Annotated in this window: 26 protein-coding genes; 18 read left to right on the top strand and 8 right to left on the bottom strand. The window is 69.6% G+C overall.

Going from position 1 to position 23,780, the window contains the following annotated elements; all coding sequences use genetic code 11:
• Nucleotides 1-15 precede the first annotated feature (15 nt).
• From AB0N02_RS26380 to AB0N02_RS26370, 3 genes are all read right to left on the bottom strand, one after another.
• Nucleotides 16-2,328 (bottom strand): NACHT domain-containing protein, encoded by a 2,313-nt coding sequence (locus AB0N02_RS26380; protein ID WP_363951609.1) that lies wholly within the window; start codon nucleotides 2,326-2,328, stop codon nucleotides 16-18.
• 219 nt (nucleotides 2,329-2,547) lie between these two features.
• A complete protein-coding gene (locus AB0N02_RS26375) occupies nucleotides 2,548-3,045 on the bottom strand; it encodes a GNAT family N-acetyltransferase (RefSeq protein WP_363951606.1) in 498 nt (165 codons plus the stop codon).
• Nucleotides 3,046-3,144: 99 nt separating this feature from the next.
• The gene (locus tag AB0N02_RS26370) at nucleotides 3,145-4,356 is read right to left on the bottom strand and encodes a cytochrome P450 (protein WP_363951603.1); all 1,212 of its coding nucleotides are present in this window, start codon (nucleotides 4,354-4,356) and stop codon (nucleotides 3,145-3,147) included.
• Between the two features lie 219 nt (nucleotides 4,357-4,575).
• Here AB0N02_RS26370 and AB0N02_RS26365 point away from each other — a divergent pair, with 219 nt between their 5' ends.
• Genes AB0N02_RS26365 through AB0N02_RS26355 form a run of 3 tightly spaced genes read left to right on the top strand, consistent with a single transcriptional unit; the run spans nucleotide 4,576 to nucleotide 7,373 of the window.
• Nucleotides 4,576-5,772 (top strand): cytochrome P450, encoded by a 1,197-nt coding sequence (locus tag AB0N02_RS26365; protein ID WP_363951600.1) that lies wholly within the window; start codon nucleotides 4,576-4,578, stop codon nucleotides 5,770-5,772.
• A 24-nt stretch (nucleotides 5,773-5,796) separates the two neighbouring features.
• The gene (locus AB0N02_RS26360; protein ID WP_363951598.1) at nucleotides 5,797-6,120 is read left to right on the top strand and encodes a 2Fe-2S iron-sulfur cluster-binding protein; all 324 of its coding nucleotides are present in this window, start codon (nucleotides 5,797-5,799) and stop codon (nucleotides 6,118-6,120) included.
• Complete coding sequence (locus tag AB0N02_RS26355; RefSeq protein WP_363951595.1) at nucleotides 6,117-7,373, top strand: FAD-dependent oxidoreductase; 1,257 nt, start codon at nucleotides 6,117-6,119, stop codon at nucleotides 7,371-7,373. Before AB0N02_RS26360 ends, AB0N02_RS26355 begins: the two co-directional genes overlap by 4 nt.
• Here the strand turns inward: AB0N02_RS26355 and AB0N02_RS26350 are convergent.
• The 3 genes from AB0N02_RS26350 to AB0N02_RS26340 form a co-directional block, all read right to left on the bottom strand.
• Entirely contained in the window at nucleotides 7,356-8,321 is a 966-nt protein-coding gene (locus AB0N02_RS26350) for a LysR family transcriptional regulator (protein WP_363951593.1), read from the bottom strand. The two genes, AB0N02_RS26355 and AB0N02_RS26350, sit on opposite strands and share 18 nt — an antisense overlap.
• A gap of 16 nt (nucleotides 8,322-8,337) precedes the next feature.
• Complete coding sequence (locus tag AB0N02_RS26345) at nucleotides 8,338-8,919, bottom strand: TetR/AcrR family transcriptional regulator (RefSeq protein ID WP_363951590.1); 582 nt, start codon at nucleotides 8,917-8,919, stop codon at nucleotides 8,338-8,340.
• Nucleotides 8,920-9,097: 178 nt separating this feature from the next.
• Nucleotides 9,098-10,588, bottom strand: a complete 1,491-nt coding sequence (locus tag AB0N02_RS26340; RefSeq protein WP_363951587.1) for an AMP-binding protein — start codon at nucleotides 10,586-10,588, stop codon at nucleotides 9,098-9,100.
• A 92-nt stretch (nucleotides 10,589-10,680) separates the two neighbouring features.
• Between AB0N02_RS26340 and AB0N02_RS26335 the strand changes: the two genes are divergently transcribed.
• The 8 genes from AB0N02_RS26335 (at nucleotide 10,681) to AB0N02_RS26300 (ending at nucleotide 17,193) form a co-directional block, all read left to right on the top strand.
• Nucleotides 10,681-11,745 (top strand): acyl-CoA dehydrogenase family protein, encoded by a 1,065-nt coding sequence (locus AB0N02_RS26335; protein ID WP_363951584.1) that lies wholly within the window; start codon nucleotides 10,681-10,683, stop codon nucleotides 11,743-11,745.
• Nucleotides 11,742-12,917 (top strand): acyl-CoA dehydrogenase family protein, encoded by a 1,176-nt coding sequence (locus tag AB0N02_RS26330; protein ID WP_363951581.1) that lies wholly within the window; start codon nucleotides 11,742-11,744, stop codon nucleotides 12,915-12,917. The genes AB0N02_RS26335 and AB0N02_RS26330 overlap by 4 nt, the downstream gene beginning before the upstream one ends.
• Nucleotides 12,918-12,952: 35 nt before the next feature.
• The gene (locus AB0N02_RS26325; protein WP_363951579.1) at nucleotides 12,953-13,942 is read left to right on the top strand and encodes an SDR family NAD(P)-dependent oxidoreductase; all 990 of its coding nucleotides are present in this window, start codon (nucleotides 12,953-12,955) and stop codon (nucleotides 13,940-13,942) included.
• The gene (locus AB0N02_RS26320; RefSeq protein WP_363951577.1) at nucleotides 13,939-14,232 is read left to right on the top strand and encodes a hypothetical protein; all 294 of its coding nucleotides are present in this window, start codon (nucleotides 13,939-13,941) and stop codon (nucleotides 14,230-14,232) included. Before AB0N02_RS26325 ends, AB0N02_RS26320 begins: the two co-directional genes overlap by 4 nt.
• Nucleotides 14,225-15,337, top strand: coding sequence for a thiolase family protein (locus tag AB0N02_RS26315; RefSeq protein ID WP_363951575.1), 1,113 nt, complete (start codon nucleotides 14,225-14,227; stop codon nucleotides 15,335-15,337). The genes AB0N02_RS26320 and AB0N02_RS26315 overlap by 8 nt, the downstream gene beginning before the upstream one ends.
• Nucleotides 15,330-15,710 (top strand): MaoC family dehydratase N-terminal domain-containing protein, encoded by a 381-nt coding sequence (locus AB0N02_RS26310; RefSeq protein ID WP_363951573.1) that lies wholly within the window; start codon nucleotides 15,330-15,332, stop codon nucleotides 15,708-15,710. Before AB0N02_RS26315 ends, AB0N02_RS26310 begins: the two co-directional genes overlap by 8 nt.
• A complete protein-coding gene (locus AB0N02_RS26305) occupies nucleotides 15,707-16,084 on the top strand; it encodes a MaoC/PaaZ C-terminal domain-containing protein (protein ID WP_363951571.1) in 378 nt (125 codons plus the stop codon). The genes AB0N02_RS26310 and AB0N02_RS26305 overlap by 4 nt, the downstream gene beginning before the upstream one ends.
• 245 nt (nucleotides 16,085-16,329) lie before the next feature.
• Nucleotides 16,330-17,193 carry a pentapeptide repeat-containing protein gene (locus AB0N02_RS26300; protein WP_363951568.1) on the top strand — a complete coding sequence of 288 codons (864 nt, stop codon included), beginning with the start codon at nucleotides 16,330-16,332 and terminating at the stop codon, nucleotides 17,191-17,193.
• On the opposite strand, the gene AB0N02_RS26295 is transcribed toward AB0N02_RS26300, so the two are convergent.
• Together AB0N02_RS26295 and AB0N02_RS26290 are read right to left on the bottom strand one after the other, a co-directional pair.
• On the bottom strand, nucleotides 17,159-17,551 hold the full coding sequence (locus tag AB0N02_RS26295; protein ID WP_363951566.1) for a hypothetical protein: 393 nt from the start codon (nucleotides 17,549-17,551) through the stop codon (nucleotides 17,159-17,161). The genes AB0N02_RS26300 and AB0N02_RS26295 overlap by 35 nt on opposite strands.
• A 330-nt stretch (nucleotides 17,552-17,881) precedes the next feature.
• On the bottom strand, nucleotides 17,882-18,592 hold the full coding sequence (locus AB0N02_RS26290; protein WP_363951563.1) for a haloacid dehalogenase-like hydrolase: 711 nt from the start codon (nucleotides 18,590-18,592) through the stop codon (nucleotides 17,882-17,884).
• Nucleotides 18,593-18,706: 114 nt separating this feature from the next.
• Between AB0N02_RS26290 and AB0N02_RS26285 the strand changes: the two genes are divergently transcribed.
• The 7 genes from AB0N02_RS26285 (at nucleotide 18,707) to AB0N02_RS26255 (ending at nucleotide 23,767) form a co-directional block, all read left to right on the top strand.
• The gene (locus tag AB0N02_RS26285; RefSeq protein ID WP_363951560.1) at nucleotides 18,707-19,906 is read left to right on the top strand and encodes a helix-turn-helix transcriptional regulator; all 1,200 of its coding nucleotides are present in this window, start codon (nucleotides 18,707-18,709) and stop codon (nucleotides 19,904-19,906) included.
• A gap of 202 nt (nucleotides 19,907-20,108) precedes the next feature.
• Entirely contained in the window at nucleotides 20,109-20,378 is a 270-nt protein-coding gene (locus tag AB0N02_RS26280; protein WP_363951558.1) for a hypothetical protein, read from the top strand.
• A 155-nt stretch (nucleotides 20,379-20,533) separates the two neighbouring features.
• The gene (locus AB0N02_RS26275) at nucleotides 20,534-20,770 is read left to right on the top strand and encodes a hypothetical protein (RefSeq protein WP_363951556.1); all 237 of its coding nucleotides are present in this window, start codon (nucleotides 20,534-20,536) and stop codon (nucleotides 20,768-20,770) included.
• Complete coding sequence (locus AB0N02_RS26270) at nucleotides 20,767-21,159, top strand: hypothetical protein (protein ID WP_363951553.1); 393 nt, start codon at nucleotides 20,767-20,769, stop codon at nucleotides 21,157-21,159. Before AB0N02_RS26275 ends, AB0N02_RS26270 begins: the two co-directional genes overlap by 4 nt.
• On the top strand, nucleotides 21,156-21,452 hold the full coding sequence (locus AB0N02_RS26265; protein WP_363951550.1) for a hypothetical protein: 297 nt from the start codon (nucleotides 21,156-21,158) through the stop codon (nucleotides 21,450-21,452). The genes AB0N02_RS26270 and AB0N02_RS26265 overlap by 4 nt, the downstream gene beginning before the upstream one ends.
• A gap of 240 nt (nucleotides 21,453-21,692) precedes the next feature.
• The gene (locus AB0N02_RS26260) at nucleotides 21,693-22,637 is read left to right on the top strand and encodes a radical SAM/SPASM domain-containing protein (RefSeq protein ID WP_363951547.1); all 945 of its coding nucleotides are present in this window, start codon (nucleotides 21,693-21,695) and stop codon (nucleotides 22,635-22,637) included.
• Nucleotides 22,637-23,767: a methyltransferase domain-containing protein gene (locus AB0N02_RS26255; protein ID WP_363951544.1), complete on the top strand. Its 1,131-nt coding sequence runs from the start codon at nucleotides 22,637-22,639 to the stop codon at nucleotides 23,765-23,767. The genes AB0N02_RS26260 and AB0N02_RS26255 overlap by 1 nt, the downstream gene beginning before the upstream one ends.
• The last annotated feature ends 13 nt before the right edge of the window (nucleotides 23,768-23,780 follow it).

Raw genomic sequence — 23,780 nt, 5'->3', positions numbered from 1 at the left:
CGGTCCGTCACGGTTTCAGGGCCTCCTGAACGGCACGGATCCGGGGGCGGGGAAGGCGGCCGGAAACCTCCGCCGGTCGCCTTCCCCGTCCCCGGGGGCCGAGGCGAGGTGGTCCTGGAGTTCGGCGTGGCGGAACTGCCAGATGGGGCCCACCGTCCGCAGCAGACCCAGCCGGTGCGCGTCGTCCAGAAAGGACATCAGGCCGCGGGGCAGGAGGCGACGGCGCGCGAGCCGGTGGGTGGCGATCAGATAGGCCACCCACGCGTGGTGTTCTCCCACCGCGAGGGCGAACAGGGACCCGAACATGAGCGCGATCCCCAACGTGCTCACGAGCCCGAACACGAACCTGTGCGTGTCTCCGAGGGGGTGTCCCAGCGCCTGTCTGGGTATGGCGTCGGGCAGGAGCGCGTAGGCGAGCCCGAACAGGAGGCCGAACACGAGCCCGAGTGCGACGAGGCGGACGAGGTTGAGGGCGCGGTCACCGCGCAGGCTCGACAGCGGGGTGCCGGCGGTCCCGGCCGTGGCGGGCGCCTCCAGCCGTCCGGCTATTCCGGACACGAGCCCGTACACCAGGCCGGACACGAGCCCGAACACGAGGCCGAGGACGAGCCCGAACAGCAGCCAGGCTCTGGGGCCGGAAACGAACACGTACGCGGGAACGGATGCGGACCCGTAGACGGGCCCGGCGATCGCCCCGGCCGCGAATCCGGCCGCGGCCCCCCTGAAGAACCTGGCGGCGAACCCCCTCCGGGGCCGGCCGGGAAGGCGGACCCCGCCGGACAGGGGAAACCGGGTGAAGCCCGGCGCCTCACGACTCCAATCCTTGATCTTGAACGCGAACACGAGCCCGAACACGAGCCCGAACAGGGCGTCGCTCAGGAGCCATTCCCGGACGTTGTGTGTGAGCCACCCCATCCCGAACACGGCCCCGTAGACGAACCGGCCCACGAACCCGATCACGAGCCAGGCGGCCATCGCGGTCATCGATCCGATCAGGAACCCGGTGCGGAACCGTCCGATGCCGGTGTGCCGGGCCAGGTGCCACCAGGCCAGGTCGCGGGTGTCGTCGGCGGTCAGCAGCCGGGCCAGGTAGACCAGGTGGTCACGAGTTCGGTCGGCGGCCCAGGGGCGGCGGGGGCGGAAGTGCTCGGCCGGATCATGGGTGGGCGGCCGGGAGCCGATGGCGGCGGGGATCAGCCGGTCCAGCAGGTGCGCCCGCAGCCGGACGGTGTCCTCGGCCGGCGGGCCGACGAGCGGGGCGGGATCGGCGGCGGGGACGACGTAGACGGTGCGGATCAGCCACAGTCCCAGCGCGGTCGAGGCGGCCTCGGTCAGGGCGGGCGCGGTACCGCCGGTCAGGGCGGCGAAGACGGGCTCCCAGTCGTGGCGGGGGCGCGGCGGCAGGCAGGTGCGCAGGTAGCGGACGGCCATGGCGGGGGTGAGGGGGCGCGGGGCGATGACGGCCGCGGCGGTCAGCACGTCCCCGGCCTGCCGTACGGCGGCGGCCAGCTCGTCGGTCCGGCTGGTCAGCACCAGCCCGTCCCGGTCGGACAGCGAGCCGTTCAACGCCCCGATCACCGCGACGCGCCGCTGCTCGGGCAGCTCGTCCAGACCGTCCAGGAAGGGCAGTACGTGCCCCTGGCCCACCAAAACCTTCGCGACGTCGGGGCCGAAGGCCGGGGCGGTCAGCGCGGGGTAGTCCCGGGCCAGCCGTACGGCCAGCCAGTCGTGCAGCCGGGGATGGGCGGTGGTGTCCCAGCCGTTGAGGGTCACCAGCACCGGCACCGGTTCGTCCGGGGTGGCGGAGTCGAGGAGTTCCAGCAGCAGTTGCACGGCCAGGGTGGTCTTGCCGCTGCCCGGCCCGCCGGTGACGATCAGCCGCCGCCGGCTCAGGGCGCGAAAGCTCTCGGCCAGTTCGGGGATCCGGCCGCTGGAGGCGGTGAAGGTGAGCGGCTCAGGTCCGACCAGGTGGGGGTGGTCCATCAGGCCCGCGTCGCCGGCGAGCCGCCAGGAGACGGGGATCGGCCGCGGGTCGCCCAGGGAGCGGATCGTCGCCTCCCGCCGCCACTGCTCGGCCACCAGGAGGCCGAGAGTCCTCTTCGCCGCCTGAACGGTCTCCTCGGTGGCCGGCGGCGACGGACCGGTACGGCGGGCGGCGAACGTCCCGTGGATCGCCAGGGCGAGACCGGCCACGCCGACGAACGCGCCCAGCACACTGGCCGCCTGGTCAGCCGTCCCCAGGTCGACCCGGGTGAAGTAGCGGACCATCCCGGCCACGGCACAGACGAACAGGGCGACGCCCGCCCACTGGAGAACGCGTCCCGGCATGCCCCCATCGTCGTGCGATAACAAGATCCCCGAAGGGAATCACGGCACACCCGCCACTTCCGGTCACGGCCAGGGGCCGAAACCCCGGGTTCCGTTCCGTGGATCACCGAGCGTTGAGGTGCGGCCCGCCCGCATGGGCCTCGCCGAGTCCGCTCGGCAGGGCCGGTCCCCGGGGCCCGGTCTGCCCGACGAGGCCCGCCGGTCAGGGTGTCGTCGCCGTCACGCGCTGTTCGGGACCTTCGCCATGATCAGTTCCCGGCTCACACCGTCGGCCAGGAGATCGCCCGGCTCGCCGGTGTCCTCGAAGCCGTGGCGCCTGTAGAGCGCGACGGCCCTGTCGTTGTCCGGCACCACCGCCAACCGCAACGTCGTGGCCCCCCGCTGCGCGGCCCACCGCTCGACCTCTCCGATCAGGAGGTCTCCCACCCCCTGACCTCGGGCTGCGGGACCGACCCACATGGAGATCAACTCCACACTGTCCGCCTCCTCGGCAGGGAGGCCGCTGACCATCCCGACCGGCCAGCCGTCGAGGAGCGCGACGACGTTGTGCGAGCCGGGAATCCTCAGACGCCCCCGCCAGCGTTCCTCACGGTCGCCGTCTCCCTGCCACTCCGCCAGCGTCGACCCGAAGGCGTACGCCGCCTCGGTGAGCGCCGTCAGCCGCAGCTCCCGCCATATCGGCCAGTCGTCCGGTTCCAGGGCGCGTAGTTCGATCACGTCTCCGACATTGCCGGTGGACGGGGGCGACGGCAACGGAATTACCGGCGGCACGGACGACACGGCCCGTTTGAAAGCCCGGCGACGCGTCGCCGACGGTCATCGGGGTCCCGCGGTGAAGCGGACGGGGAGATGTTCGACCCCGTGGTGGTGTCCGCCGCCGGTGAGGCCGGTCACCGTCGGTTCGCCGGCGAGTTCGTACTCACCGAGACGGGCCAGGACGACGTCGAGGGCGGTGACGAGTTCGACGCGGGCGATGAACTGGCCGATGCACGCGTGGGTCCCCGCGCCGAAGGTGAGATGGTCGCGGGCGTTCGGGCGGGTGAAATCGGCCTTCGCCGGGTCGGGGAACTTCTCCGGGTCCCGGTTCGCGGCCCCCCAGCCGAGCAGTACGGGGTCTCCGGCCTGGATCTCCCGCCCCCCGACGGTGGTGTCGCGGGTCGCGTCGCGCCGGAAGTTGTGGAGAGGCGCGTAAAGACGCAGCAGCTCCTCCACGGCGGCCGGAATCAGGGACGGATCGTCGATCAGCTGACGGCGCTGTTCCGGATTGCGCGCGAGGTGCAGCAACATGCTGCCCAAGACGAGGATCGTGGTGTCATGACCGCCGAAGGACAGGGTGAACATCAGCCGGGCGATCAATCGGTCAGAACCGTCCCACTCCCCGAAGTTCGCCTGGGTGAGGCTGGTGAGCAGGTCGTCGGCGGGTTCCTCACGGCGCTCGGCGGCCAGGCGTTCCCAGCGGGACAGCATCCGCTCCAGAGCCTCCGCCGCGTCCGGGGAGCCACTCGCGCACGCCAGGAAATCGAAGGCGTCCTTGCGTACCTGTGCCCGGTTCTCCGGGCTCAGGCCGAAGACCTCCCCGATCACGGTGAGGGGAAGCGGTTCGGCGAAGTCGGCGACGAGGTCGGCTTCCCCGCGGTCGACGAAGGAGTCGACGAGTTCGTTGACGATCTCGCGGATGCGGGGCTCCCACCGCTTGGCGACCATGTTGTTGAACCTCGACGCGAGCACCTTGCGGTACGCGCGGTGCTCGGGGTCGTCCATTTCGAGAAGCGGGAACCGCTCCTCGGAGACGGCGGGGAGGTACACGCCGTGGGCGGAGGAGAACGTGTCGGCGTCCAACGCGGCCGCACGAACATCGTCGTAGCGTGTGAGCAGCCAGTAGCCGCCGTACTTGCTGCCGCGGCTGACCGGGCATCCGCTCCGGAGGTCGTCGTAGATTTCGTGCAGGTTCGACGCCGTGATCGACGGATCGTGCGGATCGAACTCGAGCGTGGACGACGCCCGCTCAGGGTGGACTTGTTCGGACATCGGGAACCCGCCTTCCCAAAAGTGGATCATGATCGGTCGCGGGTGACCGATGACTGGGGACAGTAGGTGCGTATCGGCCTCCGGCGCAAGGACGGCGGCGTTCTGCGATTCGATTGCATTATTGAGGCAGATTTCTGCGTTTGACCTGGGGAAGTCGGTGGGCGACCGTGTTGAGCTGACACATGCGGGACTGCGCCCGCCTCGTGCTTGGGAGACCAGATGACCGCGTTGACCGGGGCGACCCCGCCACCCGTGACGGACGCCGATGTCACGCTCGAGGAGCTCTACGACGACCCGTTCCCGATCTACAGGCGGCTACATCGGCGGGCCTCCGTGCACCGGTTCCCTGCGATCGGGCGCTACCTCGTCATCGGCTACGAGGCCTGCCGCCAGGTCGAGATGGATCCGGAGACGTTCTCCAGCGACGACCCGGGCTCCCTGCAGCGCCGCAGCATGGGCCATTCGATGATCCGTAAGGACGGCGACCAGCACACCGCCGAGCGGAGGAGCTACGGCAACGTGCTCAAGCCCAAGGCGATCGCGCAGACGTGGAACGCCGTCTTCGCCGAGACGACCCGTGAGGCGGTGGAACGATTCAGGGCCTTGGGGCCCGGTGCCGACTTCCACACCGGGTTCGCCGCACCCCTCGCGGGCGAGAACCTGAGACGGGTCATCGGCTTTGCCAACGCCACCTCCGACGACCTGCGTCGCTGGAGCCAGGATCTCATCGACGGTGCCGGAAACTACCCCGACGACCCGGCGGTCTGGGCTCGTGCCGAGCGCTCTTCCGCGGAGGTCGACGAGGCGATCCGTGAGCTCCGGGGCGCCCTTGTGGCCGAGCCGAACGAGACGCTCCTGTCGCACGTCGTGAACTCGGGTCAGCCGTTCGAGTCGGTCTGCGCCAACATCAAGCTCGCCATCTCCGGAGGGCTCAACGAGCCACGCGACCTGATGGGGATGATCGTGTGGGCGCTTCTCGACCATCCGGACCAGCGTGATCTCGTGCTCGCCGAGCCGTCCCGCTGGAACGACGTCTTCGACGAGGCCGCGCGATGGGTGTCGCCGCTGGCGATGTACGTGCGCACCACGACGACCGAGACGGTTCTGGACGGGTACCGGATTCCCGCCGGCAGCGGCCTGGCCGTCGTGGTCGGGGCCGCCAACCGGGACCCCGCCCACGTCGAGGATCCGGACGGGTTCGACATACGCCGGGAGAAGAAGCCGCATCTGGCGTTCGGCAACGGCCCTCACTTCTGTGCCGGTTCGTGGGTGGCGCGCGCGATGGTCGCCGGCCACGCCGTGCCGGCGTTTCTCGACGCGTTCCACGACCTGCGGCTGGACCCGGACAACCCGCCGACGGCGGGCGGCTGGGTGTTCCGCGGGCCGCTGAGCCTCCCCCTGCTGTGGACCGAGTAAGAACGCAATCGGAAGGCGACGACCATGCCCGAAGTGACCTTTCACGAGCCGGACGGCACCTCGATCACCGTGACCACCGTACGTCCCGTCTCGGTGATGCACGCCGCCGTGACCAACAACGTGCCGGGCATCGTCGGTGAGTGCGGCGGGAACGCCATGTGCGCCACCTGCCACGTGTACGTGCGCGAGATCGACCTCGACCGGCTGCCCGGCATGGAGGAGGACGAGGACGAGATGCTCGAAGGCACGGTCGCCGAGCGGACCGGGCGGAGCCGTCTGGGCTGCCAGCTGATCCTTGACGACCGGCTCGACGGCATCGAGGTCGACATCCCCGCGGCGCAGCTGTGAGCGACGCGAGTGCCGCCGGTGTGGTCGTCGTCGGGGGCGGCCAGGCAGGAGTGCAGGTCGCGGACTCGATCCGAGCCGCGGACGCCGACATGCCCATCACGGTGATCACCGACGAAGTCGCGTTTCCCTACCAGCGGCCCCCTCTGTCCAAGTCGCTGCTGGAAGAAGACCTGGGGCAGGCATGCCTTCCGCTGCGGCCCATCGGCTTTTTCAGGGACCGGCGCATCACGCTGCTCGGCGGCGTCCGCGTAACCGCCGTCGATCGGGACGCGCGGACCGTCGGCCTCGACAGCGGGCAGGAGATCCCGTACGAGGCTCTCGTTCTGGCCACCGGCGCCCGTGCCCGCGAGATCTCGGCTCCGGGGACGCGGCTGGACGGCGTCCACACCCTGCGAACGCTTGACCAGGGCACGTCGTTGCAGGCGACGCTGCGCCGGGCGAGTCGAGTGGTCGTCGTCGGTGGGGGATTCATCGGCCTTGAGGTGGCCGGAGCGGCGGTGAGGCACGGCCTGAGCGTGACCGTACTGGAGGCCGCTCCCCGGGTTCTGGAGCGCGCCGTCACGCCCCAGGCCTCGGAATGGCTGACGGATTTCCATCTGCGGTGCGGTGTCGACGTCCGCCTGCGGACGGGCTTGGCGCGGATGTCGGGAAACCGGGGTCGCGTCTCCGGTGTCGTGACCACGCGGGGGCAGGAGATCCCCTGCGACGCGGTTCTCGTCGGCGTCGGGGCGACTCCCAACGTCGAGCTGGCCGAACGGGCGGGGCTGGCCGTCGACAACGGGATCGTCGTCGACGCCTCCCTGCGGACCGGCGATCCGTCGATCTGGGCGGTGGGCGACTGCGCACGCTTCCCGTGTGTTCACTCCGGCTCACCGACGAGGCTGGAGTCGGTACAGAACGCCACGGACCAGGCGCGCTGTGTGGCTGCCAACGTCGTCTCCGCCGTCCGGGGAGGCGGGGGCGAGGGCTCGCCGTACGACTCGGTTCCGTGGTTCTGGTCGCATCAGGGCTCGGCGAAGTTGCAGATCGCGGGCGTCGGGGACGCGGCTGACGCCGACGTCGTCGTCAGGCGCCACCACGACTCCAAGATGAGTTTCCTCTGCTTCGAGGACGGCGAGCTGACGATCGTCGAGTCGATCAACGCGCCCGCCGACCACATGGCCGCGCGATCCCTGCTCGCGCGCCGCGTCCGCGTTACCCCGGAGGCCGCCGCCGATGTCGGCGTCCCGCTGAAGTCACTGCTTCCCTCCTGACGGGGGTTTCTCCGTAACGGCGACCGCGCCGGTCCACTCGGGCGGGGTGGCCAGCCGCTCGCGGGCGAAGTCGATGAACGCCCGGACGCGGCGCGGTGTGGCGCGACCGCGACGGTGCACGAGGAAGACCTCGACCGGGTGCACCGGCGGGTCGATCTCCAGAGCGTGCAGCGGCGCACCGTCCAGCGAGTGGTTGTGCCGCTGGCGCTGGAGCATGACCGCGTAACCGAGGCCACTGCCGACCAGGGCACGGACCAGTTCGATGTCGTGCGTTCGCCATCGCACGTTCGGCCGTAGCCCGCACTGACGGAACCACGCCATCGTGTAGTGCCCGCTGGGCGGAAGGTCCAGCAGGATGAGGGGGTCGTCGGCCAGCTCCGGCAGGGCCACGGTCGTACGGGACGCCAGCCGATGGTCCTCCGCCACCAGCACGTAGGGGCGCCGGGAGAGCAGGTGAACCCACTCCAGGTCGCTGTCACCGGGCGACTCGTAGACCAGGGACACGTCGACCTCCCCGGCCAGCATCTGAGCGGCCAGGTCGTCCTGCGAACCCTCGAAGAGCTCGATGGCGACTTTCGGGTGCAGGTTGCCGAAGCCCTGCAGCAGCGGAGGGAGGAACGACGCGGCGAGAGGTGTGTAACACCCCAGCCTGAGTACCCCGGCCAGTTCACCCGAGCTGTCGTCCAAGGTGCTGGCCACTTCCGCGGCATCGGCGAGCAGTTGCTGAGCGAGGGTCCGCATCAGGCGGCCCTGAGGGGTCAGGACCACGCCCCGGGACTTCTTACGCACGCACAGCCGGGCGTGCACCGACCGCTCCAGCTCGGTGACGCTGGCGGATATCGCCGACGGTGAGCAGTGCAGCGACTCCGCGGCCCGGCTGATGTTTCCGGTGCGGGCGACGGCGAGGAAGATCTCCAGCTGGCGGAGCGTGAAGCGTGGGGCCTCCATGACACCCTTCTGCGATTCAGCGGTTGAGCACGCCCCCGACGGCTGAGCGGGCGGCCAGGGCGGACACGGCCTCGACGGTGGACCGGCGTTCGTCGAACCAGGCGAGGGTCCAGTTGCACATCCCGATGATGAGAAGCGCCTGGGAGGTCGCCTGGTCGCCGACGAAACTGTCGTCGCCCTGTCCTTCCCGGATGACCGAGGCCACCCGTTGGACGTAGTCGTTCTGCTGCCGGCGCAGCGCCTCGCCGCGCTCCCCGGGAAGCCGCCCCATCTCCTCGAACTGGACCCGGAACAGGTCCGCGTCGGTGAGGACCAGACGGACGTGTGCTTCGACCAGTGCCGCGAGTTTGTCGGCGGGCGGGATGTCCCGTTCAAAAATACTGTCGGTCGCCTCCTTGATGAGGGCGCCCGCACGCTCGGTGAGTTCCCAGAGGATCTCGTCCTTTGAGCTGAAGTAGTGATAGAGGGCTTGTCGTTTGACCCCGAGCGTGACCGCGACGTCCTCCAGTGTCGCCTCCCGGAATCCGCGCTCGGCGAAGAGACGTTGCGCTTCGGCGAGGATCTGCTCGCGGCGGTTGGGTCCTCTGCTTGGGCTCACGGATCCGAAGGATATCCGGTGTCAACGCGCCGGTCTGATCGACGTGGCACCCCGCCGGGGCGCCCCATCGTGTCACCTGCTGTGTCACCCGGCCGCGTCACCCGGCCGCCGTCCTCGCAGACCGGGAGACCTCCCACGACTGCGAGGACGCGACCAGACCGGTGGACGACCTCCGATCTCACCTCGTCACGCGCAGGTCGATCTTCCGGACCTTGCCCGACGCCGTGCGCGGCAGGCGGTCGACCACATGGAGCAGGCGAGGGATCTTGTAAGCCGCGAGGCGATCGGCGCAGTAATCATGCAGCTCCTCGATCGTCGGCGCGGCCATCCCGGGCCGGAGCGAGACGACCGCCGTCACCGTCTCGCCGTAGACCTCGTGCGGCAGGCCGATCACGGCGACCTCCGCGAGCGCGGGGTGACCCGAGAGCACGGACTCGACTTCCGCCGGATAGACATTGACCCCGCCGGCGATGACGACGTCCTTGCTGCGGCCGACGACGGTCAGGTAACCGTGCTCGTCCATGGTCCCGAGGTCGCCGGTACGGATCCAGCCGCCGGGAGCGAAGAGTTCGGCGTTGGCCTCGTCGTTGTTCCAGTACCCCGCGGTCACCGTCGGGCCCCGCTGCTGGATCTCGCCGACTTCGCCGGGAGCCGCCGCGTCGCCGTCGGGGCCGACCACCCGGACCTCGGTGTAGAGCGTGCTGCGACCGGCCGAGCCGATCCTGGTCTCGACGTCGTCGGGCAGGAGGATGGTGCTCATCCCGCCGCCCTCGGTGAGCGCGTAGGCCTGTCCGAGCGCCACCCCCAGCTCGCTGTAGGTGGTGATCAACGGAAGCGGGAGCGGTGCGGAGCCGGCGCTCACGACGCGCAGGGTCCGCACCGCCTCCGGACTGAACGACGGGTCGTGGGCGATGAGGGTGAGGATCGCCGGGACGGAAAGGTAGATCGTGACCCGGTGCCTGCGGATGAGCTCGATCGTGTCCGCCGCCGTGGTGAAGGTCGTCAGCACGATCGTGCCGCCGGTGAGCACCGGAGCCTGACTGAGGGTCAGCAGGCCGCCGGTGAAGTGCAACGGCGAGTTCACCAGGTGCCGATCCTCGGGCACGAATCCGAACGACGAGGTCAGCGTCTGGGCGGTGAAGTAGAAGTTGGCGTGCGTGAACGTGGCGCCCTTGGGCTTCCCGGTGGTGCCGGAGGTGTAAAGGATCGCGACCATGTCGTCGAAGCCGGGTCGCGGGATGTCCGCCATCGTCCGCGCGCCGGCGGGTGCGACGTCGTCGAGGTCGTCGACATCCAGGATCACGCCCGGGGGGCTGCTCTTCGCGGCCTGTTCGCGGTACACGGACTCCGTGACCAGCGCGGTCGCCCCGGCGTCGCCGACGACGAACGCCACCTCCGGTGGGGTGAACGAGGAGTTCACCGGCACGAACACCGCGCCGATCCGCGCCACCGCGAAGAAGACGAAGTAGTACTCGGCTCTGTTGCCCATCAGGCAGGCGACCCGATCGCCGAACCGCACGCCGCCGGCGACCAGTCGAGCGGCGAAGGCGTCGACCTCTCGGTCGAAGTCCTCCCACGATATCTCGGCGTCGCCGCACACGATCGCCGGTGCGGACGGTTTGACCATGGCCCAGTGAGCGATGGAGCGGCTGATGTCCCAGTGCGCCATGCAGTGTCCTCCTCATATTGACAACTTGCTTGCGCGCAAGCAAGGTTACAACCGTGGTAGACGAGAGCACCAGTGGTGGCACGGCTCCGGTCTTGAGACTTTCCGCGGAGCAGTACGCGTTGGCCGACGTGGCCGGCCAGGCGGCCGGTGCGCGCTGGGAGCCGGAGCAGATCCTGCGGAGCGGTCCGCCGGAGGCCGAGGCCGTCCGGGAGTTGTGGCGCGGGCTCGATCGAGATCTCGGGTTCATCGGCTTCGCCGCGTCGGGCGAGGCCGACGCCGGCACCGCCGTCGATCTCTGCGTGCTCGCGGAGGAGTGGGGGCGCCGGCTCCTTCCGGTGCCACTGCTGAGCCAGGCCGCGGTGGTGATTCCCCTGCTCTCCAGGGTCGGGTCCGAGGCGGCCGCTCACGTGCGCGACGAGATCGTCGCCGGTCGCAGGATCGTCGCGTTCGCCGAGAGCGGCGAGTTCGACGTGGGGCGGCGCGCCGGTTCGGACTCCGTCGTCGTGACCGGTGACCTCGACATCGTCCTGGACGGCCGGTTGGCCGACGACCTGCTTCTGGTCGCCGACGCCGGCGGCGGACCGCAACTCGTCCTGATCGAGCTGGACCGAGCCGGCGTGCGGCGCCGACGGCTGGAGGGACTCGACCTCACCCGCCTACCGGCGGCCGTCTCGCTGAACGAGGCACCCGGGCGATGCCTGGGACCGGCACCGAGGACACCTCTGGGGGCGACCGCGTACGCCTGTCTGGCGGCCGAGCTGGTCGGCACGGCAGGCTGGGCGCTCGACGCCGCCGTCGAGCACGCCGGGCAGCGGGTCCAGTTCGGCCGTCCGGTCGGGTCGTTCCAGGCGGTCAAGCACCGCTGCGCGCGGATGCTCGTGGCCGTGGAGACGGCCAGGTCGTTGACCAGGCTGGCCGCATGGACCATCGCGAGCGAGGGCGAGACCACCGCCGCCAGGCAGGCGGCACTTGAGGCCGCCCGGAGTGCCGCCACCGCGGCGGTGTCCAACACATGGGACGTGATCGGCGTTCTCGGCGGGATCGGGTTCACCTGGGAGCACCCCGCCCACCTGCACTACCGGCGGGCGCGAGCGGCCCGCATGTTCTTCGGCGGTCAGCGTGGCTGGCAGCACGAGCTGGAGGAGTCACTGTCGTGATCGATCTCGACGCCTTTCGTGATGCCGTGACCGCCTTCATGCGTGAGCACGCGCGCCCCCGCGGCGGAAAGGAGGCGGCCGCCCCGATCGCGGAGGCCCGCCGGTTCCAGCGGGCCCTGTCCGACGCCGGGCTGGCGGGACTCACCTGGCCCCTCGAAGCGGGCGGGCGCGGTCTGGGGCGCGAGCATCAGCGTGCCTTCGACACCGTCGCGCAGGAATTCGACGTCCCGACTTCGGATCTGACGATCGCCCTGAACGTGTGCGGGCCCGCGGTGGCGGAGTTCGGCGACGATGAGCAGCGCGGCCGGCACTGCCGGGCGACGCTGCGAGGCGAGCAGGTCTGGTGCCAGCTCTGGTCGGAACCTGACGCCGGTTCCGACCTGGCCGCCGTCCGGACCCGCGCGGATCGCGACGAGGACGGCGCCTGGGTGATCCACGGCCACAAGATCTGGACCTCGGTCGCCCAGATCGCCGACTTCGCGATCCTCCTGGCCCGCACGCAGCCCCACGCGTCCAAGCACAAGGGGCTGAGCATGTTCGTCGTGCCGATGGACAGCCCTGGAATCAGGGTCGAACCGCTGCGGCAGATCACCGGGGAGGCCGAGTTCAACGAGGTCTGGCTGGACGGCGTACGGCTGCCCGCGGACGCCCTCCTCGGCGAGGACGGTGACGGCTGGCGCGTACTCACATGGATGATGGGCCGCGAGCGGATCTCGGTCGGAGTCACCATGCGGAGCTCGAACACCCTCCAGTGGGAACAGGTCCGGGACATGGCCGCCGACCGCGGCCTCCTGGACGACCCCGAGGTGGCGTCCCGGCTCGTGTCGTTGCGGAGCCTGTACCGGGGCGCGGAGGCCCTCCGCCTGCGCATCGCGCAGGAGGTCGACGCCGGGCAGTCTCCCCCGACCCTGGGTTCGGCGACGAAGTTGGTGGAAGCCCAGTTCATCGCGGACGCGGCGGAACTCGCGGCGTTCATCACCGGCCAGGACTCGACCGCGTGGCTCCCGGACTCTCCGGGCGGTGCCGAAGCGGACTCTCCGGGCGGTGCCGAAGCGGCCGCCGCGCTGTTGAAGGCGCCGGCGTTCTCCATCGGCGGCGGCACGACCGAGATCCAACTCAACACGCTGGCAGAGCAGGTCCTCAAACTGCCGCGCGAACCCCGACCCTCGTGACACACATCCACCGAACGACTCAGGAGGCAGCACTGATGACCACACCGGACGTGGAGACCGTCCCGGGACGCCTGAACGGGCGTGTCGTGATCGTGACCGGCGCGGGCAGGGGGCTCGGTGCCGCATACGCGCGCTCCGCCGCCGCCTCGGGCGCGGCCGTGGTCGTGAACGACCTCGGCGTCGACCTGGACGGCACCGCCGGGCTCTCGCCGGCGGCGCAGGTCGTCCGGGACATCGAGGCGCTGGGCGGCGTCGCGGTCGCCTCGGCACACGACATCGCCGACGAGGACGGCGCCCGGGCGCTCATCGATCTGGCGGTCGAACGGTTCGGTGATCTCGACGTGGTCGTCAACAACGCCGGCATCCTGCGCGACGCCATGCTCGTCTCGATGTCGGCGGCGGACTTCGACGACGTCATGGCGGTTCACCTGCGCGGCCACTTCCTCACCTCCCAGGCCGCCGCCAGGTACTGGCGCGGGCGCGTGAAGCAGGGTGAGGTTCGCGACCGTGCTCTGATCCAGACGACGAGTATCGCGGGCCTGCACGGCAACATCGGGCAGTTCAACTACACCGCCGCGAAGGCGGGCATCGCCTCCATGGTCATCAACGGGCACCTGGAACTTCACGGCCGCTACGGCGTCCGCAGTTACGCCATCGCCCCCGGGGCGCGGACCCGGCTCACCGAGAACTCGCCGGGCGCGAAGGAAGTGGTCGCCCGCCCCACCGACGACGGCTTCGACTTCTACGCGCCGGAGAACGTCGCCCCCTTCGTCGTGTGGCTCGCGGCGCCGGACTGTCCGGCGCCGTCCGGCTCGGTGTTCGGTGTCGAGGGAGACCTGATTCGCCGGTACGCGCCCTGGACGGTCAGCGCGGAGGTGACCAACGGCGGCGTCTGGACACTGTCGGACCTGGACACCAGGGCGCCGGAGCTGTGGCCTGACGGCGGCAACCTCGTGGTGCCGGCATTCGAGATGGTCGAGCGCACCCAGAAGCGCGCCGAGCAGTTCCGGGCGGCGGCGCGATGAGCCGCGAGCCCGCACTGCTGAGCGCCTCTCGCGACGACGAGACGGGGGAGATCTACATTCCACCGCGAACCTACGCGGCCGACGGATCGCTGCGCCGGTGCACGGAAACCGGCATCCCGGGCGTCGGCACCCTGGTGGGCTGGACCGTCTCGGACGGCGAGCAGTACGGCCTGGTGGTTCTGGACGCGGGGCCGCGTCTGCAGGTCCTGCTCAGTGACGAGGCCCATGCCTACGGCGAACGCTACGTGGGTGTGGAGGCCGACGAGGAGGTGAGGTTCTTCCGTGCGTGATGTGTATGTCGCGGGTGCGGCGACCACGGCTTTCGGCCGGCACGGCGTGGGCACCGGCGTGAAACTGGCGACCGGGGCGGCAACGGACGCGCTCGCCGCCGCCGGTCTCACATTCGACCAGGTCGAACTGTTGCTCGGCGGTACCGCGCACCCCTTGAGTCCGCGGCCGGTCTACGTGGGCAGGGAACTCGGGCTGACCGGTGTACCGATCCAGCACGTGTCGAACGCCTCGGCGACCGGGCTCTGTCTCGTCCACGAGGCGTTCGAGGCGGTTCGGACGGGGCGAGCCGACGTCGTCCTGGCGGTGGCCTATGACGCGCCGGAGACCGACGTTCCGACCGCGCAGATCATCGCCGGTGAGGGCCACCTGTCGCCGGTCGTGTCGTTCGCTCTCACCGCGCGGGAGCGGATGGAGACCCACGGAACGACTCCTGAGCATCTGGCCATGGTGGCCGCCAAGAACTGGAACTACGCCCGATCGAACCCGTTCGCGGCCCGACGCTCTCCCGAGCCGGTCACCGTGGACATGATCCTGAAATCGCGGATGGTGGCGGATCCGCTCACCTCCAAGATGGTGACCCCCTGGTGTGAGGGGGCGTCGGCCGTGGTGTTCTCCTCCCGGCCCTCGGGGGCGACGCCCGCGGTACGGGTCGCGTCGAGCGCGCTCACCACCGCGCGGTACGCACCCGACCAGCTTCTGGAAGGGGCCATCGGCGGCCCGCCCGAGTTGAGCCGCGCGACCGCGGCTGCCGCGATCGAGCGGGCGGATGTCACGACGGACGCGATCGACGTGGTCCAGATCCATGACGGATTCGCCATCGAAGAACTGATCTACTACGAGCTGCTCGGCTTCATCGCCCCCGGAGAGGCGGAGAGTCTCGTCGAGCAGGGAGCCTTCGGACCGGGGTCGCGCGGTCGCTTCGGCCTTCCGGAGTTCTCCACCGACGGCGGCCTCATCGCGAGGGGTCACCCGGGTGCCCCGACAGGGCTCGCGCAGATCGTGGAGACGGTTCGGAGGCTCACCTCCGGCGGCGACAAGGTGGGCATGTGTCACCTTCTGGGAGCCGGTGGCGTCTGCGCCGCGCAGGTGTTGGTCCATGGCTGAGCCGAGCGCGTACCCGCCGGTCACGACACGCATCGAGGCCGACGACGTCAGACGGTTCTCCGAGGCCGTGAAGGCGGATCCGGACGCGGGCGTTCCGCCGACCTTCGCGGCGGTGTACGCCATCCGGCATGGAATCCACCAGATGCTCGCCGACGCGTCGTTGGCGATCGACCCGGCCCGATTGCTCCACGGTGAGCAGGACATCGTGTGGGACCGTCACCCGCGAGTCGGAGACACGGTCACGGCGCGATCGCGGGTGATCTCCGACGTTCAGAAGGGGAGCCTGCGGTTCCTGACCGTCGAGAGTGTGGCGATCGACCAGGACGGCGATCGGGTCTGTGTGGCGCGAGCGGTGATGGCGGTGCGGTCGTGACGGACACGGTGAAGACCGAGACCTTCCCCATCACCGCGGACGACGTTCGCCGTTACGCCGCCGCTTCGGGGGATCACAACCCCATCCACCTCGACGAGGGTTTCGCACGGGCCGCGGGTCTCCCGGGCCGAATCGCGCACGGAATGCTCGAAATGGGGCTCGTCGCCACCGCCGCAGCGCGCTGGGCCGGATCCGCCGAGAAGATCCGGCGGATCAGCTGCCGCTTCGCCGGCATGCTCGTCGTCGGTGACACCCTGAGCATCCGGGGAACCGTGGTGAGCCGGGAGGACGGGCTGGTGCGCGTCGCGGTCGAGGGCACCGGGGGAGACGGCCGCCCCGTACTGACGAACGGCATCGTGGAATACATGGAATGACGGCCGGGAGCCGGTCAGGGATCGCGTCCGGGGCATTCCGCCGGATGCGACCTGACAGGCTCTTGGTGCCCGGCGACCGCACCGTCCGAACGTCGGCTCGGTCAGCCGTTTGTCGGACCGAGCTGCGAGACTCCGCGCATGCACGATCTCCTCGTCTCAGAGGACCCCACCCCCGCCGCTCCTCCCGCCACGATCAGACGCTCTTCGGACACGCGTCCTGATCCCAGCCGCGGCAGGCGGCCGACGTGAGCGCGTTCGAGCGGTTCAGCCTTCAGGCGAGCCCGGAAGAGTGGCAGCCCGCGTGGATCGTTCGCGGAGAGCTCCGCGACCAGCGGTTCGACCTGCCCCCGGGAGTGTCCGGTGTGACCTTCGACCGGACACGACTGGCAGACGTGGACTTCTCCGGAACGCGGTTCACCGACTTCAACGTCCACGGCGGCGAGTTCGAAAGATGCGACTTCTCCGACGTCGTCTTCGAACAACTGTCGACGGGCATCACCCGCCAGGGAAGGCGGTGGGGCGGTTCTAGCCGGCCGCAGTCGGTCTTCCGCGATTGCGTGTTCCGGCGCACCCGCTTCGCACCCCTCACCCTCTTCGGCAACGTCCGGTTCGAGAGATGCGTGTTCGACCGGTCACGGCTGAACGGTCAGACGTCCACGTTCGAAGCCGAGTTCGTCGACTGCGTTTTCCGTGGTCGCGTGCGGAACGTCAACTTCTGGGGCCGACCGGTCGGCCACCGGGCCGCGCTGGGCAGAGACCGCAATGAGTTCACCGGCAACGACTTCACCGGCGCGGAGCTCGACTACGTCGCCTTCCACCACATCGACCTCCAGGCCCAACGCCTGCCCGGCCTGCCCGGCTACGCGCTCCTCGACCGGATCGGCGACCGGGTGGAGGCGGTGCTGCCCCTGGTGGAGCGCTGGCCGGACCTCCGTCACCGGGCGACGGCCCGCTCCAGCCTGGAGTTCCTCGCGGGCACGGCCCTGGAGCAGAACGACGACCAGGCGCTGGTGAGCCCGTCGGACATGGGCCGGAAGCTTCCGCCCGCGCTCCGCGAAGAGCTGTTCGAGGCGTTCAGACGCACGTCCAGCGATACATCCCCTGGTTGAGCCGTACCGCCTCGCGGGCCAGATCCCGCAGAGCCGTGACGCGTGCGAGCTCGAACTCGTCGAGCAGTTCCTCCTCGGCGTACTCGCGCAACCGCGCGTCGTCCGTGTCGGCGAGCGCGGCGACGGTCTCGGGTGCCGCCCGATCCACGCTCGTCGACTCACCGTCGTCCGCGACGACCTCGCTGTCACCGAACTCGCTGAGGTCGCGTCCGCTGAGCTCGGCTGCCAGCGTGTCGAGTCCGTCGAGCCATCCCTTGCAGTCGGCATACGGCAGGTTCGCGGCCCCAGGTCCGTCGGACAGGACCAGCTGGGCGGACTGTTCGGAGTCCGCCGTGAAGTAGTCGACGAGAACGCCCATGACGGGCCACTCTACTGGGGGTGCCCGCACCGGCCCATGGTCCGCCTCGAAATCGGAAGCTGAAGTTCAGCCGGGCCTCGCCAGACCGTCGCGCTCCGCGCGATCCAAGCTTGGGCTGTGCTCCTTGGGGCTCCGCCCCAAACCCCGGGCGAGGGACCTGCCGGTCCCTCACACTCCCCGGACACCGACCGGTTCCCCGGCGAACCACCGAGTGCGACACGGAGTCTCTGCGGTGAGGAGTAAGCGAGCCGCGTGGTCAGGGAGCTCCTAGGTGTTCGCCGGTGAGACACCCGTTCGCATCTCTCGCGCCCTAGTCGTCAAAGGCTTTCCCTATTGGCGTCGGCCCTGGTTTTTTACGATCGTCACCAACGAAGCGGTATCCCGCAGATCGGGGAGAACGCAGGTGGCTCCCGCATCACGCAGGTCGTCAGCGGTGCTTCGGCCCGTCGCCACTGCGATGACCGGCACTCCGTTCTGAACGGCCGCTTCGACATCGGCGGGCGTGTCCCCGATGAGCACCGCGTTGGCGGGTTCCACGGCTCCGCCGAACGCGGCTGCGGCCCGCTTCAGTGAGATTCGCACCAGCTCGGCGCGGACGTCGTCGTCCTCGCCGAAGGCCCCTATCCCCCACGTGATAGTGCGCTCAAGCCCGAAGGCCTGAAGCTTGATCTCGGCGACCGCCCGGACGTTTCCGGTCACCACTGTCTGTGTGACGCCGGGCAGTACGGCCAGGGCCTCCAGGGCGGCGGAAGCACCGGGGAGGGCGTGCCCCTGCTCTCGCACATCGGCGTTCCGCCGGATATGAGCTTCGGCGAGGGCGTCCGCGAAACGCTCGAAGTCGTTCCGGTCGACGGTCAGGCCGTGGAGCTTGGCCGTCTCCCGGAAGATCACAGATTCCGTGATGCCGTCGATCTTCGCCTGCCGGAGCATCGGCACCCCGGTTGTCCGCTCGAACGCCTGCGCGGACAATTCACGACCAATACCTCTCATGTCCACGAGTGTGTGGTCAATATCCCACAAAACGATCCGAAGCGCCGTCATTGCCACCTCCAGTCAGTTCATGCCGCTTCAGATTGTCGCACTGTTCTCTCGGACCGAGCCATCTCGATTCTCATCCGGTCTACGCTCAGTGCAGCGGTCAGGAAGGGGGCCGGAATGTCTGTGGATCTTCCCATTGGGGAGCGCATCCGCTACTGGCGAGAGAAAAAGCAGCGCAAGCAAGCCGCGGTCGCCGGCTTGTGCGGCATAACCGAGGAATATCTCTCGCAGATCGAGCGCGGCTTGAAAGTACCATCGTTGCCGGTTCTTCGAGCTCTCGCCGCCGAACTTGGCGTTCCAATGTCGGCACTGCTCGACGAGGCGCCCAGAAAAGAGGTGCCTGGGAAGGGCGGTGTCATCGACCAGGATGTCATCCACGCCCTGATGGGATACGGCCCGCCACGAAGTACTCCTCCACTCCCGTCCACCGTGTTGCGGGAGCGGGTGGAGGCGGCGTGGCGGATGTGGCAGACCAGTCCCACGCGATTCACCGACGCGGCAACCGTACTGCCAGGCCTGATTGCTGATGCCGAGCACGCCACGCGTGTCCAGCGGACGAGTGTCGACTCTGCTTCCCGGCGGGACGCCTTCCGGGCGGCGGCCGACCTTTACTTCCTGCTTCGGTCCTACTGTCGTCGAGCCGACCGCGTCGATCTTTCGCTCATGGCGGCCGATCGCGGTCTGCGCGCGGCCGAGGACGCAGACGACCCGATCCGTATCGCGGCGGCGCAATGGAACCTTGGCCATGTTCTTCTCGCGGACGGAGAGCACGAAGGGGCCGAGCAGATCGCGTGCCTCGGCATTGAGCAGCTCGGCGCTACGCGACACAGCGAGGCTGCGGCACTGGCCGGTGCGCTGGAACTCGTGGCGGTTGTGGCCGACGCTCGCCGAAAGAAGTGGGGGAGCGCCCGGCGACGTCTTCGGGACAGGGCCGTTCCCCAGGCACGACAGGCCGGTGAGGGTAACTCCATGTGGACCGTGTTCGGACCGACCAACGTCGAACTGCACAGCGTGAGCATCGAGATGGAGGCCGGGGAGGCCACCGAGGCGTTACGTGTCGCAGATCAAATCGACACCAGTCACCTGCCGTCGCTGGAACGTCGTTTCACTTTCCTGCTTGACGTGGCCCGTTGCCACGACCTGCGACGTGAGGATGCCGCCGTCCTTGTTCACCTGCTCGACCTGCTCCACATAGCGCCAGAGGATTTTGTCCGCAACTCTCTCGCCCGGGACATGGTTATCCGCCTTCGTCGTCGCCTACGTCCCATGTACCGGCGACAGGTGGACGTGCTCACAGAACATCTGCAGCTTCTTTGATCTCCCGAACCCTCGGTTACCCGAACTGCTGGTTCGGGTAACCGGCTCCGCAAGCGCCTACCGTCGCAGAGAGGTCACACGACGGCAGGGGCGTTGATGATGAATACGGCCGGAGTCACACCGCATAGCACCACGGATCCGCTCCCTCGGCTGAGGGGGGGGCGAGTGGGATGCGATCCGCGTACCGCGATATATCGGTCTGGTGGCGCTGACGCGACTACCTGCCGGTGACTTTCCGGTCATCGTCGATCCGATCGAGCGGGCCGTGTATTTCCTGGTTCCTCCTGGAGAGGTCGATGACTGGGAAATTCTGGACGCGCGAATCTTGACGGTGACGCGCCGCTTTCTTGTCCCGCCGGTTCAGCGGAATATGCCGCCTGGACGGTACTGGCTCGCAACGCCGCGGAATGCCTTCAAACCGAAGCTGTTACGAGCGGCTTTGGAGAAAGTTTACAGACTTACTCCGCACTAGTCCTGTAACGGCGCCACTGGGATGGAAACGGCCTTGCTGACGTGCCGCCCAGGCCGTACGGCCTGTCCTGGAGTTCTCTTCCCCACCGCATAAGGCGGACCCGCCCGGCGCTAGAGACGTCCGGACGGGTCCTTGATCGCAAAGGAGTGCGATCCATGGAAGATACTAAGTCCGGCAACCCCGTCGGGGCGATTCCCGGCTGGCGGATCATCCGCAGTGACAAGAACCGGCTGTGGGCCTCGCGGGTCGTTCCGTTCACCGAGGCCGAGATGGGGGTCGGCGCGACGCGGACGGTCGACGCCGACACCTTCGACGACCTGCGGGCCGAGGTCGAACGGCAGGAGACAACGGCCGAACGGCAGGAGACGACGGCCGGGCGGGGGGAGTCGTGATCGGGCGGGGTGCTCGCGAGCCGGGACGGCATCGCGACGGGCGGCCGTACACCACCGTCCATCGCCGTCTGTGGGACGGTCCGGCCCGTGCCGAGGCCGAGCGGCTCGGTCAGGCGTGGCCCGCCTGGCTCGTGCTGTACAGCCTGGGACGTCGCAGCTTCTACGCCATCGCCACCTGGCCGGCACCCGCTCCGCTGATGGTCACGGACGACACCGCCGAGGGGCTGGAGGAGCGGATGCACGACGTGGAGACCGCCTTCACCTGGAGCGATCTCCCTCTGGTGAGGCCGACGGTCTCACCTCCCCAGAGCAGGCGCGGCGGCACCGTTCCCCAGGCATCCGCCGCCGCGCCGTACCACCTTCGTCATCCCTACCGGAGGGCCGCGTGATCCTCCAGAGAAGGCCGCCCTCCGTGGATCCGGGCCTGCTCGCCGAGCGGCTGCTCGCGCTGAGGCGGGCCCACCCCGGCTGGAACATCTCCTACGACTCGGGCATCCGGGTCTGGAGAGCCTTCCGACGCCGCATCCCCGAGGCAGGAGAGGCGCGGGCGGGCATCCGGTACATGGTCAGAACGGCCACCCCCGAACGGATGGACGAGAAGCTGACCGAGCAGGCGGAGATCCTGAACGCCCTGCCCCCTCTTCCGCCGCCCGCTCCTCCCCGCACCTTCCTGCGGTTCTGAAGCCGGTACGGCTCGGCGAGCACCCCTCGCCATGCCGTACTTCCCTCGTGCGGCTCGGGAAGGAGGGGCCCGGGCCGCACCTCAACGCGGTTCCCACGTGCTCGGGGAAGGGGAACCGCCCCACACCGGCACGCCCACCCAAGCCGGTGTGACCCCGGTGCCCGGCCGGTCCCCACACCGGCCGGGCACCACCTACCCCGCAGTTCTCCGCTCCGCTACGACGAGAGAAGGGAAGGCGCCATGACAGCAGTTCTCGCCGAGATGACCGAGGCTTCGACCATGCTCGGCTGGCGGGTGGAACTGGAGATCACCGGACGGTGCCAGCTCCAGTGCGTCCACTGCTACGTCGACTCCGGGCCGTCCGGCGACCACGGCACCATGACTCCCGCGGACTGGCACGCCATCATCTCCGAGACCTCCACCCTGGGCGTGACCCGCCTGCAGTTCATCGGCGGCGAGCCCACCATGCACCCCGCCTTCCCGCAGTTGCTCGGCCACGCCGTCGGCACCGGCCTGCGGGTGGAGGTGTTCTCCAACCTCGTCCACATCAGGGACGGGTGGTGGCCGCTGCTAAAACTGCCCAATGTCAGCTTGGCGACGAGCTACTACTCCGAGCGGGACGACGAGCACGCGGCCGTCACCGGCAGCGCCAACAGCCACCACCAGACTCGGGCGAACATCGGTCGCGCCGTCAGCTGGGGCATCCCGATCCGGGTCGGCGTCATCGACACCGGGGACGGCCGGCGCGTCGCCCGGGCCCGTGCCGATCTGATCCGGCTCGGAGTGCCCGCCGACCGCATCAAGGTCGACAGCGTGCGGGAGGTCGGCCGCGCCTCCCGCCTTCGGCCGGATGTCTCCCAGCTGTGCGGGCACTGCGGTCGCGGCAAGCTGGCCGTCGGCCCGACGGGGGAAGTATGGCCCTGCGTGCTGTCCCGCTGGATGAAGATAGGCAACGTGCACACCGCCTCTCTGGCCGAGATCGTGGGCAGTCCCGAATGGCGGGCCGCGGTCGCCACCATCCCCGTCGCCCGCCGCGGTGGCGACTGCGTCCCCGACACCGGCGACAGCAACGACTGCTCGCCCGCCGCCGCCCGCCTTGACGCCTGCAACCCCGACGACGGCACGTGCAACCCGAGCAGTGACGGCAATGACTGCTCGCCCGCCGAGACGGACGCCGACTACTGATGGACTGGATCCCCCAGGCCGAAGCGCTCGCCGAGACGGTCACCCACCCTGACTCCCGCTGGCGCGTTCCTGTCGCCTCCACACCCCGGCACGTGTTCGTGCCCCGCTGGTGGGATCGGGGTACCGGCTTCGCGCTGCGCGACGGCTCCGCCGACCCCCAGGCGTGGCTGGAGGCGGCCTACAGCGATCGGACCCTGGTGACGAAGGTCGGCGCTCTGCACGCCGACCACGCCGCCCCCGGTATCCGGCCGGTGGGCCGCCCCACCTCCTCGTCCACCCATCCGGGCCTGGTCGTGCAGATGCTCCGGCATCTGCGCCTTCATGACGACTCCGACGTGCTGGACGTGGCGACCGGCTCCGGCTACAGCGCGGCCCTGCTGTCACGGGTCGTCGGGGAGGAGCGGGTCACCAGCGTCGATGTGGACCCGTACCTCACCCATGCCGCGACCGCCCGTCTGGACGAGGCGGGTCTGCGTCCGACGGTCCTCACCGTCGACGCGACCGGTTCCCTGCCGGGGGAGTACGACCGGATCGTGTCGATGGTGTCCGTGCGGCCGATCCCCGCCTCGTGGCTGGCCGCGCTCCGGCCCGGTGGACGCCTCGTCACGGTCGTCGCGAACACCTCGATGATCGTCACCGCCTGGAAGAACGAAGACGGCGGCGCCGTCGGCCGGGTGGAACGCGACTGGGCGATGTTCATGAACACCCGCCACGGTGAGGACTACCCACCCGGCCTGGCCGACCGGCTCGCCACGATCCGCGACCAGGAGGGCGAGGAGGTCACTCAGGGGCGCTACGGAGTCCTGGAGGTCCGGGAAGCGTGGGAGGTGGCCTCCATGCTGGAGATCCTCGCCCCCGGCGTCGAGCACCACTACGAACGTGACCAGGACGGCCGCCGCACCGCGTGGATGGTCCACGCGGACGGGTCGTGGGCACGCGCCACCGGCCTGAGAGGGGAGCCGCCGACCGTGCACCAGGGCGGTCCCCGCCGCCTGTGGGAGGTGCTGGAGGAGATCAGGCACCGGCAGAGCATGACCGGTGGCCTGCCGGTGTACGGCTCCACCGTGGAGATCAGCCCGGACGGGACGATTCATCTACGGCGCGGCCACTGGACGGCCACCGTCGGGTGACGTGGCCGGAGTA

This window comes from Streptosporangium sp. NPDC051022 (assembly GCF_040683035.1).
Taxonomy (GTDB): Bacteria; Actinomycetota; Actinomycetes; order Streptosporangiales; family Streptosporangiaceae; genus Streptosporangium.
The sequence above is the reverse complement of the archived record's forward strand: the minus strand, read 5'-3'. Positions and strand labels throughout refer to the sequence as shown.